This window comes from Streptomyces sp. URMC 124 (genome assembly GCF_051386455.1).
Classification (GTDB): domain Bacteria; phylum Actinomycetota; class Actinomycetes; order Streptomycetales; family Streptomycetaceae; genus Streptomyces.
The window spans coordinates 16,953-32,733 of record NZ_JBPQTS010000075.1 but is presented as its reverse complement, the minus strand read 5'-3'; the positions used below and the strand labels follow the sequence as shown (position 1 = coordinate 32,733).

General features: G+C 73.5%; 11 protein-coding genes and 1 pseudogene. 3 read left to right on the top strand and 9 right to left on the bottom strand.

All coding sequences use genetic code 11. From position 1 onward, the window contains the following. Positions 1-240 precede the first annotated feature (240 nt). A complete protein-coding gene (gene nucS / locus ACSNOG_RS17565) occupies positions 241-903 on the bottom strand; it encodes an endonuclease NucS (protein WP_436753578.1) in 663 nt (220 codons plus the stop codon). 208 nt (positions 904-1,111) lie between these two features. On the opposite strand from nucS, the gene ACSNOG_RS17560 reads away from it, so the two are divergent. Further along, positions 1,112-1,504 carry an SCO5389 family protein gene (locus ACSNOG_RS17560; RefSeq protein WP_436753577.1) on the top strand — a complete coding sequence of 131 codons (393 nt, stop codon included), beginning with the start codon at positions 1,112-1,114 and terminating at the stop codon, positions 1,502-1,504. 130 nt (positions 1,505-1,634) lie between these two features. Here ACSNOG_RS17560 and ACSNOG_RS17555 read toward each other — a convergent pair whose 3' ends face one another. Further along, entirely contained in the window at positions 1,635-2,660 is a 1,026-nt protein-coding gene (locus ACSNOG_RS17555) for an LLM class flavin-dependent oxidoreductase (protein ID WP_436753576.1), read from the bottom strand. Positions 2,661-2,866: 206 nt separating this feature from the next. On the opposite strand from ACSNOG_RS17555, the gene ACSNOG_RS17550 reads away from it, so the two are divergent. Continuing rightward, complete coding sequence (locus ACSNOG_RS17550; RefSeq protein ID WP_436753575.1) at positions 2,867-3,199, top strand: ATP/GTP-binding protein; 333 nt, start codon at positions 2,867-2,869, stop codon at positions 3,197-3,199. Between the two features lie 837 nt (positions 3,200-4,036). Here the strand turns inward: ACSNOG_RS17550 and ACSNOG_RS17545 are convergent. The 7 genes and pseudogenes from ACSNOG_RS17545 to mce form a co-directional block, all read right to left on the bottom strand. Beyond that, positions 4,037-5,170: pseudogene (locus ACSNOG_RS17545) on the bottom strand (ABC transporter ATP-binding protein); the annotation flags it as partial. Between the two features lie 45 nt (positions 5,171-5,215). Continuing rightward, on the bottom strand, positions 5,216-6,079 hold the full coding sequence (locus ACSNOG_RS17540) for a hypothetical protein (protein WP_436753574.1): 864 nt from the start codon (positions 6,077-6,079) through the stop codon (positions 5,216-5,218). A gap of 107 nt (positions 6,080-6,186) precedes the next feature. After that, a complete protein-coding gene (locus ACSNOG_RS17535; RefSeq protein ID WP_436753573.1) occupies positions 6,187-6,957 on the bottom strand; it encodes an ABC transporter permease in 771 nt (256 codons plus the stop codon). Positions 6,958-6,959: 2 nt separating this feature from the next. After that, complete coding sequence (locus tag ACSNOG_RS17530; protein ID WP_436753572.1) at positions 6,960-7,955, bottom strand: ATP-binding cassette domain-containing protein; 996 nt, start codon at positions 7,953-7,955, stop codon at positions 6,960-6,962. A gap of 179 nt (positions 7,956-8,134) precedes the next feature. Beyond that, a complete protein-coding gene (locus tag ACSNOG_RS17525) occupies positions 8,135-9,073 on the bottom strand; it encodes a hypothetical protein (RefSeq protein WP_058046316.1) in 939 nt (312 codons plus the stop codon). 114 nt (positions 9,074-9,187) lie between these two features. After that, positions 9,188-13,768, bottom strand: coding sequence for a polarized growth protein Scy (gene scy, locus ACSNOG_RS17520; RefSeq protein WP_436753571.1), 4,581 nt, complete (start codon positions 13,766-13,768; stop codon positions 9,188-9,190). A gap of 181 nt (positions 13,769-13,949) precedes the next feature. After that, the gene (mce, locus tag ACSNOG_RS17515; protein ID WP_436753570.1) at positions 13,950-14,390 is read right to left on the bottom strand and encodes a methylmalonyl-CoA epimerase; all 441 of its coding nucleotides are present in this window, start codon (positions 14,388-14,390) and stop codon (positions 13,950-13,952) included. A gap of 193 nt (positions 14,391-14,583) precedes the next feature. On the opposite strand from mce, the gene ACSNOG_RS17510 reads away from it, so the two are divergent. Then, entirely contained in the window at positions 14,584-15,759 is a 1,176-nt protein-coding gene (locus ACSNOG_RS17510) for an acetyl-CoA C-acetyltransferase (protein ID WP_436753580.1), read from the top strand. Positions 15,760-15,781: the final 22 nt, after the last annotated feature.

Sequence of the window (15,781 nt, the reverse complement as noted above, 5' to 3'; positions counted from 1 at the left end):
GGCGACGGCGAGGGCTTGCTGCCACCCTGCGAGCGCGCGGCCCCGTCCGGGGTGTGTGAGGGGCGGTGTCGGCCCGCTCGGCGGGGCGCGCGTCGCCGGGCCGGGTTGCCGGGCACGGCTCCGTCCGCCGGGGCGGCACGCGTCCGTGCCGGGTCCGAGTACGCGCCCGTCCCGGGTGCGGGAACGCGAACGCCGGACGGCTGGTACAGCCCGTCCGGCGTTCGGTGAGGGGTGGTCGCGTCAGAACAGCCGCAGCTTGTCGTCCTCGATGCCGCGCAGCGCGTCGTAGTCCAGGACGACGCAGCCGATGCCGCGGTCCGTGGCGAGCACGCGGGCCTGGGGCTTGATCTCCTGGGCCGCGAAGACGCCGCGCACGGGCGCCAGGTGCGGGTCGCGGTTGAGGAGCTCCAGATAGCGTGTGAGCTGCTCCACACCATCGATCTCGCCACGCCGCTTGATCTCCACGGCCACCGTCGCGCCGTCGGCGTCGCGGCAGAGGATGTCCACGGGGCCGATCGCCGTGGGGTATTCGCGGCGGATGAGGGTGTAGCCGTCGCCGAGCGTCTCGATGCGGTCCGCGAGGAGCTCCTGAAGGTGTGCTTCCACGCCGTCCTTGATGAGGCCGGGGTCCACGCCGAGCTCGTGGGAGGAGTCGTGCAGGACTTCCTCCATCGTGATGATCAGCTTCTCGCCCGCCTTGTTGACCACGGTCCACACGTCGTCGTCGCCCTCCTTGAGGGTGCACGGCGGGGACATCCAGTTGAGCGGTTTGTAGGCGCGGTCGTCCGCATGGATCGAGACGCTGCCGTCCGCCTTGACGAGGATCAGCCGCGGGGCGGAGGGGAGGTGGGCGGTGAGCCGGCCCGCGTAGTCCACGGAGCAACGGGCGATGACGAGACGCATGGTGCGCAACGCTACTCGACTCCCGCCCCCCGGCGCGATTCGCCCCCGATGGGCCCTTTGGCTGTGGCTGGTTGTCGGTGCGTTCTCCTGGTGCGCCCGCAGTGGCCGAATTACCGTTGAAGCGGGCGGTCGTCGTACGGGCACGGGGCGTCGTCGTCCGCTCGCCCACCCCTGAGACCCCGCTCGCGGGGTCGCGAGAGGAGAACCCATGTCGCTCGACGTCTCACCGGCCCTCCTCGAACAGGCCGAGCGAGGCGAGGTCGATGAAGAGGAATTCGTCGACTGCGTCCGGACCTCCCTGCCGTACGCGTGGGGGATGATCAGCTCCCTGGTGGCCCGGCTCAGGATCGACGGTGGCGAGTTCGCCGACAACCAGACGCCTCCGCCGGACGAGCAGGCCCGTGGCCAGCTGCTGCGCGCCCTGGCGAGTGATGCCATCCGAGGTGCCCTGGAGCGGCACTTCGGAGTGCGTCTGGCGTTCCAGAACTGCCACCGGGTGGCGGTGTTCCCGCTCGCCCCGCAGGCGGACGAGCGCCTGGCCCGTTTCACGTCGATCCGGGGCCAGCTGCTGAACCAGTCGCCGGAGCTGCGGGACTGCTGAGGCGCTGGCGCTGCCGCTCCGCGGGCGGGAGGTGTCGATCAGTGCGGGAGCGGCAGCGGCCCGGGAACGGCCGGTGCGAGGGGGCGGGCCGGAGCCGCCTGCGGCGGATCCGGCAGGGGCGGAGGGAAGGTCAGGAGAGGAGCGGCAGCACTTCGGCGCCGACCCGGCGGACGTTCTCCTCGGTGGCGGCGAGATCGCCCGAGCCCTCGGTCAGCAGGGCGAAGCGCGTGATGCCCGTGCGCTCCGCGGTGGCCGCGAGGCGGTCGGCGCACAGCCGCGGCGGGCCTACGGGATGGAGCTCGCACAGCAGCCGGGTGTACTCCAGCGGATCACGCATCGTGCGCGCGCGGCCGTCGACCGTCACGTACGCCGAGAGGCCTTGGTGCAGCCAGCCCGGCATGGCCTTCGTGAGGGTCTCGGCGGCCTCCTGCCGGCGGTCCGCGACCTGCACGACCCCGGCGGAGACGTGGGCGGCCGCGGCGACCTCCGCGGGCGAACGCCCCGCCTCCAGCGAGTACTTGCGCCACAGGGCCACCATCTCCGCCTTCTCCTCGTCCCCGCTGTGCATCCCGAGCAGCATGGGCAGGCCGTGCCCGGCCGCGAGGCGGACGCTCGACGGCGAGGTGCAGGCCATGAGGACGGGCGGGCCGGAACGATCCTCCAGGTCGTCGGGGCGCGGCACGACGGGCACTTCGCGGAAGCGGAAGCGGGGCCCCGCGGCGCTCACGCGGGGCTCGCGCAGCCACCGCATCAGCAGCGCCAGGGACTCGGGATAACCCTCTTCGTACGCCGCCAGACCGGAGTTGAAGACCTCCAGGTCCACCCAGGGGCCGCCGCGGCCCACCCCGAGGGTGAACCGGCCCTCGGAGGCGAGGTGCAGCATGGCGGCCTGCTCGCCGAGGGCCACGGGGTGGGTGGTGGGCAGCACGCTGACGGCCGTCCCGACCCGGATCCGGCGGGTGCGTCCCAGGGCCAGCGCCGCGAGCGTCACCGCCGAGGGGCAGACCCCGTACGGCATGAAGTGGTGCTCGGCGAACCAGACCGCGTCCAGCCCCGCCTCCTCGGCGGCCACCGCCGTCCGCACCGCTCGGTGCAGGGCTTCCGCATGCCCCTGCCCGGGGAACTGGGCGGCCAGGACGAATGCTCCAACGCGCATCGCTCTTGCTCCTCCTAGCGACCGACGCGGCATCCCCCCACCGGAAATAACGGCTGACACGTGCCATGGGCACGGCTCGGCGTTAAGTTTTCATGATGATCGGGGAAGTGGCGTTGCGGTGCCCGGGGGGACGCCTGCCCACCACGGTGACTCTGGCGCGTAACCTGGTCACGGCCCGTAGCTCCCCAGACCAACCGAGGTGCCCCGTGTCTCCGCGCCGAAACCGCCCGCGAGGCGGCGCAGACAAGCAGTCCGACGCTCCCCGCGGCGAGGGCGGCGACCGCTACGGCCTGGAGCGCACCGAGGACTGGCAGGGCGAGGAGTGGGCGGTGCGCACGATCGGCGGCGGCGCGGCCACCAAGCACTACCGCTGCCCCGGCTGCGACCAGGAGATCCCGCCGGGCGTGCCGCACTTGGTGGCCTGGCCGCAGTACGGGGCCGGCGTCGACGACCGGCGGCACTGGCACAAGTCCTGCTGGAACGCGAGGGACCGCCGGAGCACGCGGCTCCAGCGGTCCCGTAATGCCCCTCGTTACTGAGGGTTTGAGCGCACTGTCCCGTCACGCGTCGCGCTTGAGCAGCGAGGCGTAGGCGCCGCCGAGCGCGACGGCCGCGATGATCGCCATGATCCACAGCGGGTCCCAGCCGCTGAGGCTGGTGCCGGAGTCCTCGCCCGAGGCGCCGTAGAAGACCGACAGCTGCATCGGGATCGAGTACTCGAAGAGCGCCTTGCGCAGGTCCGACAGGCTCTCCGTGAACATGAACATCGCCACGACCAGCGGCAGCAGCACCACGCCCAGCATCACCGTGATCGCACCCGCGGAGTGGCGCAGCAGCGTGCCCATGGCGAGGGAGATCAGCCCGAGCAGGCCGACGAAGAGGCTGGTGCCGACCGTCGCCCGGAGCCACTCGCCGCCGGTGGAGGCGAACTCGGCCTGGTCCTCCAGCAGGGCGACGTCGATGATCCCGACCAGCGCCGTGCAGGCCAGGGTGATCACGAAGGTCAGGGCGAAGAAGACGACCGACTTCGCCGTGAGCACCCGGGCCCGGTCGGGGCAGGCCGTCAGCGTCGTGCGGATCATGCCCGTGCCGTACTCGGAGGACATCGTCAGCACGCCGAGGGTGAGCACGCAGATCATGCCGAGCATCACGCTGAAGAAGCCGGCCGCCAGGGCGTTCGTGCCGCTCATGGAGCTGTCGGCGGCGTTGACGGCGGCGGCGATCAGCAGCCCGATGCCGACGATGATGCCCACCATGACGCTCAGCGTCCAGATCGTGGAGCGCACCGAGCGGATCTTGGTCCACTCGGCCGCGACGGCGTCCATGAGGGTCGCCTTGCGCACCGGGATCGGCGACACGTAGCCGGAGACGCCGCCCGCGGGCGCGGTGCCGGGCCAGTAGCCGGGGGCGGCGTGCGGCGGGGCCTGGGGCGGCTGCGCGGCGACGGCCGGGCCCTGCGCGTACGGGTTGGGCTGCTCGCCCGGGAGCACCGGGTAGGGGTTGCCCTGCGGCGGGGCCCAGCCCTGCGGCGGGGCGCCGGGGTGGCCGTAGCCGGGTCCCGGGGGCGGCGGGGCGAGCGCGGCGAGCTGGTCGGCCGTCGAGCGGTAGTCGACGGCGCCCTGCGTCATCCGCATGTACGCCTCCTCCAGCGAGGCCTGGTGCGGCGAGAGCTCCCACAGGCGGACGTCCGCCTCGTGGGCGATGTCGCTGATCCGCGGCAGCGGCAGACCGGTGACGCGCAGGCCGCCGTCCGGCTCGGGCAGCACCTGGCCGCCGGCCTCGACGAGGGCGGCCGTGAGCTTCTCCCGGCCCGCCGGCTCCGTCTCCGGGGTGCGGACGCGCGCGAAGTCCGCGGAGTTCGCGGATATGAAGTCCTTGACGCTCATGTCGGCCATGAGCTGGCCGCGCCCGATCACGATCAGGTGATCGGCGGTCAGCGCCATCTCGCTCATCAGGTGCGAGGAGACGAAGACCGTCCGGCCCTCGGCCGCGAGCTGCTTCATCAGATTGCGGACCCAGAGGATGCCCTCGGGGTCGAGGCCGTTGACCGGCTCGTCGAAGAGCAGCACCTGCGGGTCGCCGAGCAGCGCGGCGGCGATGCCGAGGCGCTGGCCCATGCCGAGCGAGAAGCCCTTGGAGCGCCGCTTGGCGACGTCCTGCAGGCCGACGACGCCGAGGACCTCGTCCACCCGGCGGGCCGGGATGCCGCCGAGCTGCGCGAGCGAGAGCAGGTGCATGCGGGCGCTGCGCCCGCCGTGCACGGCCTTCGCGTCGAGCAGCGCGCCGACCTGGCGCGGAGCGTTGGGGAGGCTGCGGAAGGGGTGGCCGCCGATCGTGACGTGGCCGGACGTGGGCTGGTCCAGTCCCAGGATCATGCGCATGGTCGTCGACTTGCCGGATCCGTTCGGACCCAGGAAGCCGGTGACGGCCCCGGGCCGCACCTGGAACGACAGATTGTGTACGGCCGTCTTGGCGCCGTAGCGCTTCGTCAGACCGACTGCCTCGATCATTCTCCGCCCCTCGCGAGCTCTTTTGGGCGTAAGGCCCCGTAAGGGTTAGGAGCATAACGAGGAGCTGACGGTTCCCGTTACCTGCGATTCAGCGGCCGGGGGCAGGCCCGCGGGGAGCACCCAGCCCTCCCGGCGGAAGACCGCCCGCCCCTCGGTCCGCACCGCCTCGTCCGCCCGCGCCCTGGTGACCCAGTCCTGCGGCTCCGGCCCGAGCAGCTCGCGCAGGGCCCGCGAGGCGGCCAGCAGCGCGCTCAGCAGGCGGCCCTGGTCGCCGCCCCCGGCGCGGGGCCCGCCGCCGGCCGGGTCGGCCAGGACGCCGTGCCGGCTCACGTAGAGGTGCGCGGCGCCGAGCCGGTGTCCCGAGGGCAGCGCCATCGGGAAGTCCGCGCCCGGCACCCGCACCCGCCGGTAGTGGATTTCGGTCGCGTCGACGACGGCCAGCTGCGCGTCGTCCAGCCAGCCGGCCACGAGCGTGCGCCGGGCCGCGGGGTCCGCGTAGGGGGCCGCGGCCACGTAGCCGTGCCGGCCGATGTGCGCGGAGCACCCCACACCGATGCCGTGCACCTCCACGGGCACCATCGGCACCGTGGCTCCCGGGCCGCCCCGGGCGAGCTTGTGGTGCAGCTGGGCGGGGGAGGCGTTGGACCCGACGGCGAGCACGGGGTGGCGGGACCCGACGCGCGCGGCGCGCATCCGGTCGAGGAAGCGGTCCAGGCCCGGCTCGTCCCCGTCCCGTTCCATCCCCGTCACCACCCGCCACTCGCCCGGCGGCCCCGGCGCGGGCCGCAGCGGCAGCAGCTCGCCGCCCGTCAGCAGCGCCGGCTCCTCGACGGGCCGCCCGGGATACGTCAGCGGCAGCTCGGCGGGCGCGCCGTCGAGCCCCAGTGCCCTCAGACTGCGGTCGGCCACGGAAGCTCCTCGTGGGCAGGACGTGGTGGTGGCGACGCCGCGCGGCGGCAGGGGGCCCGGTGGACGCCACCGGGTCCGGGGCGCCTTGCGGGGCCCGCCGCGCGGCGCTACGCGTCGCGCCGTTTCAGAACCACGTACCCGCCGGCCAGTGCCGCGGCCACCCACAGCAGCATGATCGAGAAGCCGCCCCACGGCCCGTAGGGGGCGTCGTCGGCCACCGACACCACCTGCATGACCTTGTGGCCGGCCTGGTCGGGCAGGTATTGCCCGACCTTCTTCGTCGCCTCCACCGCGCCCAGAATGCTGGAGATGATGAAGAAGAACGGCATCAGAATGCCCAGCGAGAGCATGGGGCTGCGCAGCATCGCCGCGATCCCCATCGAGAACACCGCGATCAGCGTCATATAGAGGCCGCCGCCGATCACCGCCCGCAGGACTCCCGGATCGCCGATCGACGTCCGGTGACCGCCGAGCATCGACTGGCCGACGAAGAAGGAGACAAAGCTGGTCAGCATGGCAATGACGAACGCGATCAGCGTGGCGACGGCGATCTTGCTGAAGAGGAACGTGCCGCGCTGCGGAACCGCCGCCAGCGAAGTGCGGATCATTCCGGTGCTGTATTCATTGGACACCACCAGCACCCCGAACACGATCATGGCGAGCTGACCGAGTCCCATTCCCGCGAAACTCGTAAAGGTCGGGTCGAAATTCACCCGCTCCTGCACCGGCATCCGCTCGAAGTTACTGCGGGAGAAGGCGCTGATCAGCGCGCCGAGCGCGACGGTGACCACGAGTGCGAGACCGAGCGTCCACACCGTGGAACGGACCGATTTGATCTTCGTCCATTCCGATTGCAGGACCTGCCCCACCACCGCCATCGTCAGGCCCCCTTCTTCCGCCAGTCGGCTCCCCACCCGCCGCCGGGCGCCGCCGCACCGTCACCCGGCGGAGCGCCCGCGCCCGTGGCCGGCGCGCTGTGCGCGTGGTACTCCACCGACTCGGCGGTCAGCTGCATGAAGGCCTCCTCCAGGGACGCCCGCTGGGGGCTCAGCTCGTGCAGGACGAGGTGGTGGCGCGCGGCGAGCTCGCCCAGCCGGGCCGCCTCCGTGCCGTCGACCTCCAGATGGCCGTCCTGCGTGGTCACCGCCGTGATCCCGGCACCGGCCAGCACGTCCAGCAGCCGCTCGGTCTCGGGGGAGCGCAGGCGCACGTACGACCGCGAGTTGCGGGCGATGAAGTCCGCCATCGAGGTGTCGGCGAGCAGCCGCCCCTGCCCGATGACGATCAGGTGATCGGCGGTCAGCGCCATCTCGCTCATCAGGTGCGAGGAGACGAAGACCGTACGCCCCTGGGAGGCGAGGTTCTTCATCAGATTGCGGATCCAGTGGATGCCCTCGGGGTCCAGCCCGTTGACGGGTTCGTCGAACATCAGGATCTGCGGGTCGCCCAGCAGCGCGCCCGCGATGCCCAGGCGCTGGCCCATGCCGAGCGAGAAGCCCTTGGAGCGCTTTCCGGCCACCGAGGACAGGCCCACCGTGTCCAGAACCTCGCGGACGCGGGAGCGGGCGATGCCGTTGCTCTGCGCCAGGCACAGCAGGTGGTTGTAGGCGCTGCGACCACCGTGCACGGCCTTGGCGTCCAGCAGGGCGCCGACGGTCCGCAGCGGGTCCTTCAGCTGCCGGTAGTGCTGCCCGTCGATGAGGACGGTGCCGGCGGTGGGGCTGTCCAGGTCGAGCATCATCCGCATGGTCGTGGACTTGCCCGCGCCGTTGGGCCCCAGGAAGCCGGTGACGATCCCGGGGCGGACGGTGCAGGTGAGGCCGTCGACGGCGAGCTTGTCGCCGTAGCGCTTGGTCAGGCCCTGCAGCTCGATCATTCAGCCACGGTAAGGGGGGTCCGCACGCCCCGCCAGCGGTAGCGGCCCGTCCGGGAGGCGGGCCGGGGCAGGGGCCGGGGCGCGGGTCGCGGAGGCCGGGAGGGCGACCGCTGCCCCGCGCGCCCGCACACGCGGCGCACGGGGCAGGACGGATGTCCCGGAGGTCAGCGGCCCGGTGCTCAGCGGCTCTGCTGGGCGGGGACGCCGCGGGAGATCGGCTCGTCGTCCCCGGGGACGCCGGCCGCGGCGACGGCGGCGCCGGTCAGCGTGGCCAGCATCTCGCGGACGTTGGTCAGCTGGGCGTTGATGCTGTCGCGGCGGTTGGTGAGCGCCGCGAGCTCGCGCTCGGACTCGCTGCGGATGCGGTCCGCCTTGGCGTTGGCGTCGGCCACGATGTCCTCGGCCTGGCGCTGGGCGGTCTCCACCGTCTGGCGGGCGCGGCGCTCGGCGTCCGTGCGCAGCTTCTCCGCCTCCAGGCGCAGCTGCTCGGCGCGGTGCTCGATCTCCGCCAGCCGCTTCTCCGCCTTGGCCTGACGGGAGGCCAGGTCGCGCTCGGACTGCTCGCGCCGCTTGGCCAGGTTGGTCTCGAAGTCGGCCGCGGCCTGGGCCGCCTTGGCACGGGTCTCCTCGAAGAGGGCGTCCGCCTCCTCGCGCTTGGACTGGGCGTCCTTCTGCGCCTCGGCCCGCAGCTGGGCGGAGTCGCCCTTGGCCTTCTCGACGATGCGCGCGCCCTCGTCCTCCGCCTTCGCCTTGCGGTCGGCGGCGAACGACTCGGCGTCGTTGCGCACCTGCTGGGCGGCGGACTCGGCAAGCTCGCGGTGCTGCTCGGCGGCGCGCCGGGCCTCCTCACGCAGATCCTTGGCCTCTTCCTCGGCCAGCCGCAGGATCTTCTCGACCCTCGCCCCCAGACCCGCATAGGACGGCTCGGCGTCATTGACCTGGGCCTGAGCATTCTGCGTCTCGAGGTGCAGCTCCTCGATGCGCTTTTCCAGAGAGGTGATGCGTGCCAGTGCGCTGTCTCGGTCGGCGACGAGCTTGGTAATGCGGTCGTCCACCTGGCCGCGGTCGTATCCACGCCGCACAAGCTCGAAGCCGAAGGGGGAGGAAGTGTCACTCATGGGGTTCCTGTCATAAGAGACCGGTGAGGTGATAGAGGGAATCCTAGGGGTGCGAGCGGCGTGTCATCAGGTGAATGGTTGGCAGATCTGGAGAATGTCCCCCCGTTTGAGTGGCTACTTCTGTGACTGCTTGCCACCCGAACGAGTAGCACCGGCACCGGCCGCTGCCTTCACCCCGCCATCCTTGGCGCTTCCGGCCCCCGGGGCCTCAAAAGATTCCAACGCCTCCAACACGTCCTGGACACGGGAAATCTCCGCCTGAATGTCCTCGCGGCGGCGCACCAGGACCTCCAACTCCCGCTTTCCCTCCTCGACAAGGCGCTTCGCCTCCTCCGCACCCTCGGTGCGCAGGCGCTCCGACTCCCGTACGGCGGCCGCCTTCTTCTGCTCGGCCTCCTTGAGCAGCCCCTCCGCCTTCTTCACCGCGGCGATGCGGACCTTGCTGGCCTCGCTGCTGGCGTCGGACAGCAGCTTCTTCGCCTTCTCCTCGGCCTCCTCGAGCTGCTCGGTCGCGGCCGCGACGAGCTTGTCGCAGCGCTCGCCCGCCGACTGCATCGCCTCGGCGGCCTCGCGGCGCGCCCGGCCGTGCAGCTCCTCGACCTCGCCCTCGACGCGCGAGCGCAGCTCGTCGGCGCGCTCCCTTATCGCGGTGGCGTCCCCGCGCGCCTCGGCGAGCAGCGTGTCCGCGTCCGTACGCGCCTGCTCCACCAGGGCATTGCCCTCGCCGGTGGCCTCGGCGACGATCCGCTCGGCCTCGCGGCGGGCCACGCCCACCATCGTGTCGGCCTGCTCCTCGGCGGCCGCGGCCGTGGCCAGCGCCTCCTCCTGCGCCTTGGCGATCAGGGCGTCCGCCTGCTCGCCCGCGTCCGCGAGCTTCTTGGCGGCGGCATCCCGGGCGTCGTCGACGGTCTGCTCGCCCTCGGCACGGGCCTCCGCGCGCAGGCGCTCCGCCTCCTGGACGGCGTCGGCCTTGATGCGCGCGGAGTCCGCGCGCGTGCTGTTGGCGTTCTCCTGCGCGGCGGCCAGGGCCTCGGCGGCCTCCAGGGCCATCCGCTCGGCCTCCGCGGTCGCCTCGGCGACGAGGGTGTCCGCCTGCTCGGCGGCCTCCGTGCGGCGGGCGTTCGCCGCCTCCCGGGCCTCGTCGAGGACCCGGGCGGCGTCGCTGCGCAGCCGCTCGGACTCGGCGTCCGCCTCGGCGAGCGCGCGCTCGGCCTGACCCGCTGCCTCCGCACGGACGGCCTCGGCGGCCTCCCGCGCCTCCTCACTCGTCCGGGCGGCGTCGCGGCGCGCGGTCTCCACCGTCTCGACGGCCTCGGCCCGCAGCTTCTCCGCCTCGGCCGTGGCCTCGGCGATCAGCTCGTCGGCCTGCGCGGCCGCCTCCGTACGGTGCCGGCCCGCGGCCTCGCGGGCCTCGTCGACGATGCGGTCGGCCTCGGCCTGCGCCCCGGAGGTGAGCTCCTCGGCCTCGCGGACGATCCGCTCGGCCTCGGCGTGGCCCTCCGAGCGCATCCGGTTCGCGTCCTCGCGGGCCTCGGCGCGCGCCCGCGCCGCGTCCTGCTCGGCCGACGCCAGGGCGTCGGAGGCGTCGGTGCGCATCTGCTTGGACCGGGCGGACGCCTCCGCCACCGTGCGCTCCGCGTCGGCCTTCGCCTTGGCCAGGAGCGCCTCGGCGGCCTCCTCGGCCTCGCTGCGGCGCGTCTCGGCGTCCTTACGGGCCTCCGCGACCGTCCGCTCGGCCTCGGCGCGCAGCTTCGCGGCCTCCTCGGCCGCCTCCGCCTGCTGCGCTTCGGCGGACTCGCGGGCCTCCTCCAGGACGGACGTGGCCTCGGCGACCAGCCGCTCGGCCTCCGACGTGGCCTCCGCCATCAGCGCGTCGGCCTGCTCGGCGGCCTCCGAGCGGCGCGCCGCGGCCGCGGCCCGCGCCTCGTCGGCCGTGGCCGCGGCGTCCTGCTGCGCCTTCTCGACCGTCTCCTCGGCCTCCGCGATCAGCTTCTCCGCCTCGGCCATCGCCTCGGAGAGCAGCTCGTCGGCCTGCACGCCCGCCTCGGCGAGCTTGGCGTGGGCGCTGTCGGTGGCCTCCTCCAGCGTGCGGGCGGCCTCGGCCTCCAGCCGCTGCCCCTCCGTGATCGCCTCGGCGACCTTCCGCTCGGCGAGCGCCTCGGCGGCCTCCGCGGCGGACTGCGCCTCGGCACGGATGCGGGCCGCGTCCTCGCCGGCGCGCTCGCGCTCGGCGTACGCGTCGGTGCGGACCCGGTCGGCCTCCTCCTGAGCCTCGGTGAGCGTGCGCTCGGCGTTGTGCTCGGCGGCCGAGCGCAGCCCGGCGATCTCCTCCTCGGCCTGCTCGTGCAGCCCGGCGACCGCGTCCCGCACCTGCTGGGCCGTCGCCTCCGCGGCGGAGACCAGCTCGGCGGCGCGCGCCTCGGCCTCCTCGACCAGGCGCCGGGCCTCCTCCTGCGCCTCCGCGACCCGCTTGCGCGCCGACGCCAGCAGCTCCTCGCTCTGCTCGCGCGCCGCCTCGCGCTCGGCCTGCGCCTCCGTACGGGCGTCGCCGAGCAGCTCCTCGGCCTCGCGCCGGCGGCGGGCGGCCTCCTCCTGGGCGGCCGCGAGCGCCTCGGCGGCCTCGGCGGCCGTGCGCTCGGCCGCGGCGTTCGCCTCGGCCCGCACCCGGTCGGCGGTCTCCTGCGCCTCGCTGCGCAGCCGCTCCGCCTCCGCATTGGCCTCCGCACGCAGACGCGCGCCGGCCGACTCGCCCTCGCTGCGGGCGGCGGCGGCCTCCTCGGCGGCCTCGGCGCGCAGCCGCTCCGCCTCGGTCTCGGCCTGCGCCTGCAGCGTGCGCACCCGCTCCGCGGTCTCCGCGCGCTGCCGCTCGGTCTCCTCGGCGGCCTCGCGGCGCAGCCGCTCCGCCTCCGTACGGGCGTCGCGCAGCGCCTCCTCGGCGGCCTCCACCCGCTGCTCGGCCTCGTCGTGCAGCCGCGTCAGCTCCGCGTCGGCCTCGGCCCGGCGGGCCTCCGCCGCCTTCTCGGCCTCCTCGCGCAGCTTGCGCGCGGCCTCCTCGGCCTCGCTGCGGGTGCGCTCGGCGTGGTCCTCGGCCTCCTCGGCCATCTCCTCGGCCTCGGTGCGCGCCCGCTCCAGGGCCTCCTCGGCCTGCTTGCGCAGGGACGCGGCCCGCTCGGCGGCCTCCGAGCGGACCCGCTCGCTCTCGGCCGTGGCGCCGCTGCGCGTCTCCTCCGCATCGGCCTTGGCCTTGGCCAGCAGCTCCTCGGCGGTCCCGGCCGCCTCCTCGATCTGCTGCAGCGCCTCGCGCCGGGCCTCGCTGCGGATGCGCTCGCCCTCGGCGACGGCGTCGGCCCGCAGCTGCTCGGCCTCGCCGCGCAGCCGCCGCGCCTCCTCCTGGAGCTCGACGGTCTTGGCGCGGTACTCCTTGGTGTCGTCCTTCGCCGCGCCCTTGAGCTGCTCGGCGGTGTCCGCGGCCTGCGCGCGCAGCCGCTCGGCCTCGGCCTCGGCCTCCTTGCGGATCCGCTCCGCCTCGGCGGCCGCCGCCTTCGTGGTGGCGCGGGCGTCCTCGGAGGCCTTGGACAGGACCTCCTCGGCCGTGCGGGCCGCCTTGGACAGGGCCGCCGCGGAGTCCTCCGCGGCGGCGCTGCGGGCCTTCTCGGCGGCCTCGGCGACGAGCCGCTCGGCCTTTGCCGCTGCGTCCGCGCGCAGCTGCTCGGCCTCGGCCTTCAGCGCCTCGGCGTCCTTCGTGGCCTCGCTGACCAGCCGGGCGACCTCGGCCCGGGCGGTACGGGTGCGCTGCTCGTTCTCCGACTCGGCACCGGCCAGGCGGCGCTCGGCGCTCTCCCGCGCCTCGGTGACCAGCTTCTCGGCCTCGGCGCGCGCCTCGCGCAGCGAAGCGTCGGCCTCCTGCAGACGGGCCTCGGCGGTACGGGTGAGCTCGGCCGCGGCCGTACGGGCCTGGTCGCTCTCCGTGCCCGCGGCCGCACGCAGCCGCTCGGCGTGGTCGGTGGCCTCCTGCGCCTGCGCGGACGCGGCGGCCAGCAGCCGCTCGGCGTCGGTGCGGGCGCGGCGCAGCAGGGCCTCGGCCTCGGCGCGCGCCTCGTCGGCCGCGGAGCTGAGGCGGGCGCGGGCCTGCTCGGCCAGGCGCTGGGCCTCCGCGCGGGCCGTGGCCAGCGCCTGCTCGGCCTCCGCCCGGGACTCCTCCAGCAGCCGCCGGGCCTGGGACTCCGTGCGCGCACGCAGCTGCTCGGCCCAGGCCACGTTCTCGTTGACGTGCGACTCGACGGTCTGGCGGCGCTCGTTGAGCTCTTCGTCCAGGCGCTGGCGGCGCGCGACCGCCTCCGCGTGGAGCTCGGCCTCCATCCGGGCCTGGCGCTCGGCCTGCTCCTGCAGCAGACGCTGCGTCTGCGCCCGGGCCTCGCGCAGCTCGCGCTCGGCGTCGGTGCGCATCTGATCCGCCTGAATCTGGGCATTGCGGAGCAACTGCTCCGCCTGGTAACCCATGTCGGCGGTGTCGTACGCCGGGCGGTGGGCGAGATTGCGGCGCGCCTCGTGGAGCTTGGCGCGCAGCACCTCGACCTGGTAGCCGAGGTCGTCGGCGTGCTGGACCGCCTTCTCCCGCTCCTTCTTCAGCCGCTCCATCTCGGCTTCGAATTGCGAGAGGTGGTCGTCAGCCTCGTAGCGGTCGTTGCCCCGCACTGCGCGGTCCCATCCGTCCCCTGGTCGCCTTGGCGGCCGGCCCGTTCCCGCGTGTATCGGTTGGAATCCGGAGCCCGCCCTTCCGAAGAAATGGTGTCAGATCATCGGTACAGCCCGGTCCGGGCCCCCACCCCCAGGACCCCGGCCGAACCCGCACTCTACCGGCCGGGGGAGGTGAGGGTCAGTGCTCCCGGTCCGCCGGGGGTGCCGAGGTGACCAGTTCCGTCAGCACGCCGTGGCAGTCCTTGGGGTGCAGGAAGGTGATCCGCGAGCCCATCGAACCGCGCCGCGGCTCGTCGTAGAGCACCCGGACGCCCTTGCCGCGGACGTCCTGCGCGTCCCCGTCGACGTCCGCCGTGCCGAAGGCGATGTGGTGCACGCCCTCGCCGTTCTTCGCGAGCCACTTGCCGACCGCGGAGTCCTCCCGCGTCGGCTCCAGCAGCTGCAGGTAGGAGGCCCCGCCGTCGGACGTCTCGTTGATTTTGAGCATGGCCTCGCGGACGCCCTGCTCCTCGTTGACCTCGGTGTGGAACACCTCGAAGCCGTACGTGGCACGGTAGAACTCGACAGTCCGGTCGAGGTCGAAGCAGGCGATCCCGATGTGGTCGATACGCGTCAGCATGGCACCAGTGCACCGCCGCACGGCGTGGTCACGCAACGTGTACGTAACGTGCTTGCGATCACACCCGCTGCCCGGTGACCCCGCGGGTACCGCTCAGTACATTGACGGAAACCCTCGTTAACCTCCGCTCGAAGTCGACTCGAAGGGGCCGCGCCTCATGTCTGGTACGAACGGTTCGACCAGCACCACTTCCGTGATCGTCGCGGGCGCCCGTACGCCCATGGGCAAGCTGCTCGGCTCCCTGCGCAGCTTCTCCGCGGCCGAGCTGGGCGGCTTCGCCATCAAGGCCGCCCTGGACCGGGCCGGCATCGGCGGCGACCAGGTGCAGTACGTGATCATGGGTCAGGTGCTGCAGGCCGGCGCGGGCCAGATCCCGGCCCGCCAGGCGGCCGTCAAGGGCGGCATCCCCATGCACGTCCCCGCCCTCACCATCAACAAGGTCTGCCTCTCCGGCCTCGACGCCATCGCCCTGGCCGACCAGCTCATCCGCGCGGGCGAGTTCGACATCGTGGTGGCCGGCGGCCAGGAGTCCATGACCAACGCCCCGCACCTGCTGCCCAAGTCCCGCGAGGGCTACAAGTACGGCGCGATCGAGATGCTCGACTCGATGGACCACGACGGCCTCACCGACTCCTTCGAGTCCATCGCCATGGGCGCCTCCACCGAGAACCACAACACGCGCCTCGGCATCGGCCGCGCCGCCCAGGACGAGATCGGCGCCCGCTCCCACCAGCGCGCCGCCGCCGCCCAGAAGAACGGCATCTTCGAGGCCGAGATCACCCCCGTCGAGGTCCCGCAGCGCAAGGGCGACCCGGTCGTCTTCGCCCACGACGAGGGCGTCCGCGGCGACACCACCGTCGAGGTCCTCGGCAGGCTGCGCCCGTCCTTCCGCAAGGACGGCACGATCACCGCCGGCACCTCCTCGCAGATCTCCGACGGCGCCGCCGCCGTCGTCGTGATGAGCAAGGCCAAGGCCGAGGAGCTGGGCCTTGAGTGGATCGCCGAGATCGGTGCCCACGGCAACGTCGCCGGCCCCGACAACTCCCTGCACTCCCAGCCCTCGAACGCCATCAAGCACGCGCTGGGCCGCGAGGGCCTGACCGTCGAGGACCTCGACCTCATCGAGATCAACGAGGCGTTCGCCGCCGTCCTCGTGCAGTCAATCAAGGACCTCGGGGTGTCCCCGGAAAAGGTGAACGTCAACGGTGGCGCCATCGCACTCGGCCACCCGATCGGCATGTCCGGCGCCCGCACCGTCCTCCACCTCGCGCTGGAGCTCAAGCGGCGCGGCGGCGGCGTCGGCGCGGCGGCCCTGTGCGGCGGCGGCGGCCAGGGCGACGCCCTGATCATCCGGGTTCCCGGCAAGTAACCGCCGCGCCGGAGAGTCCTTT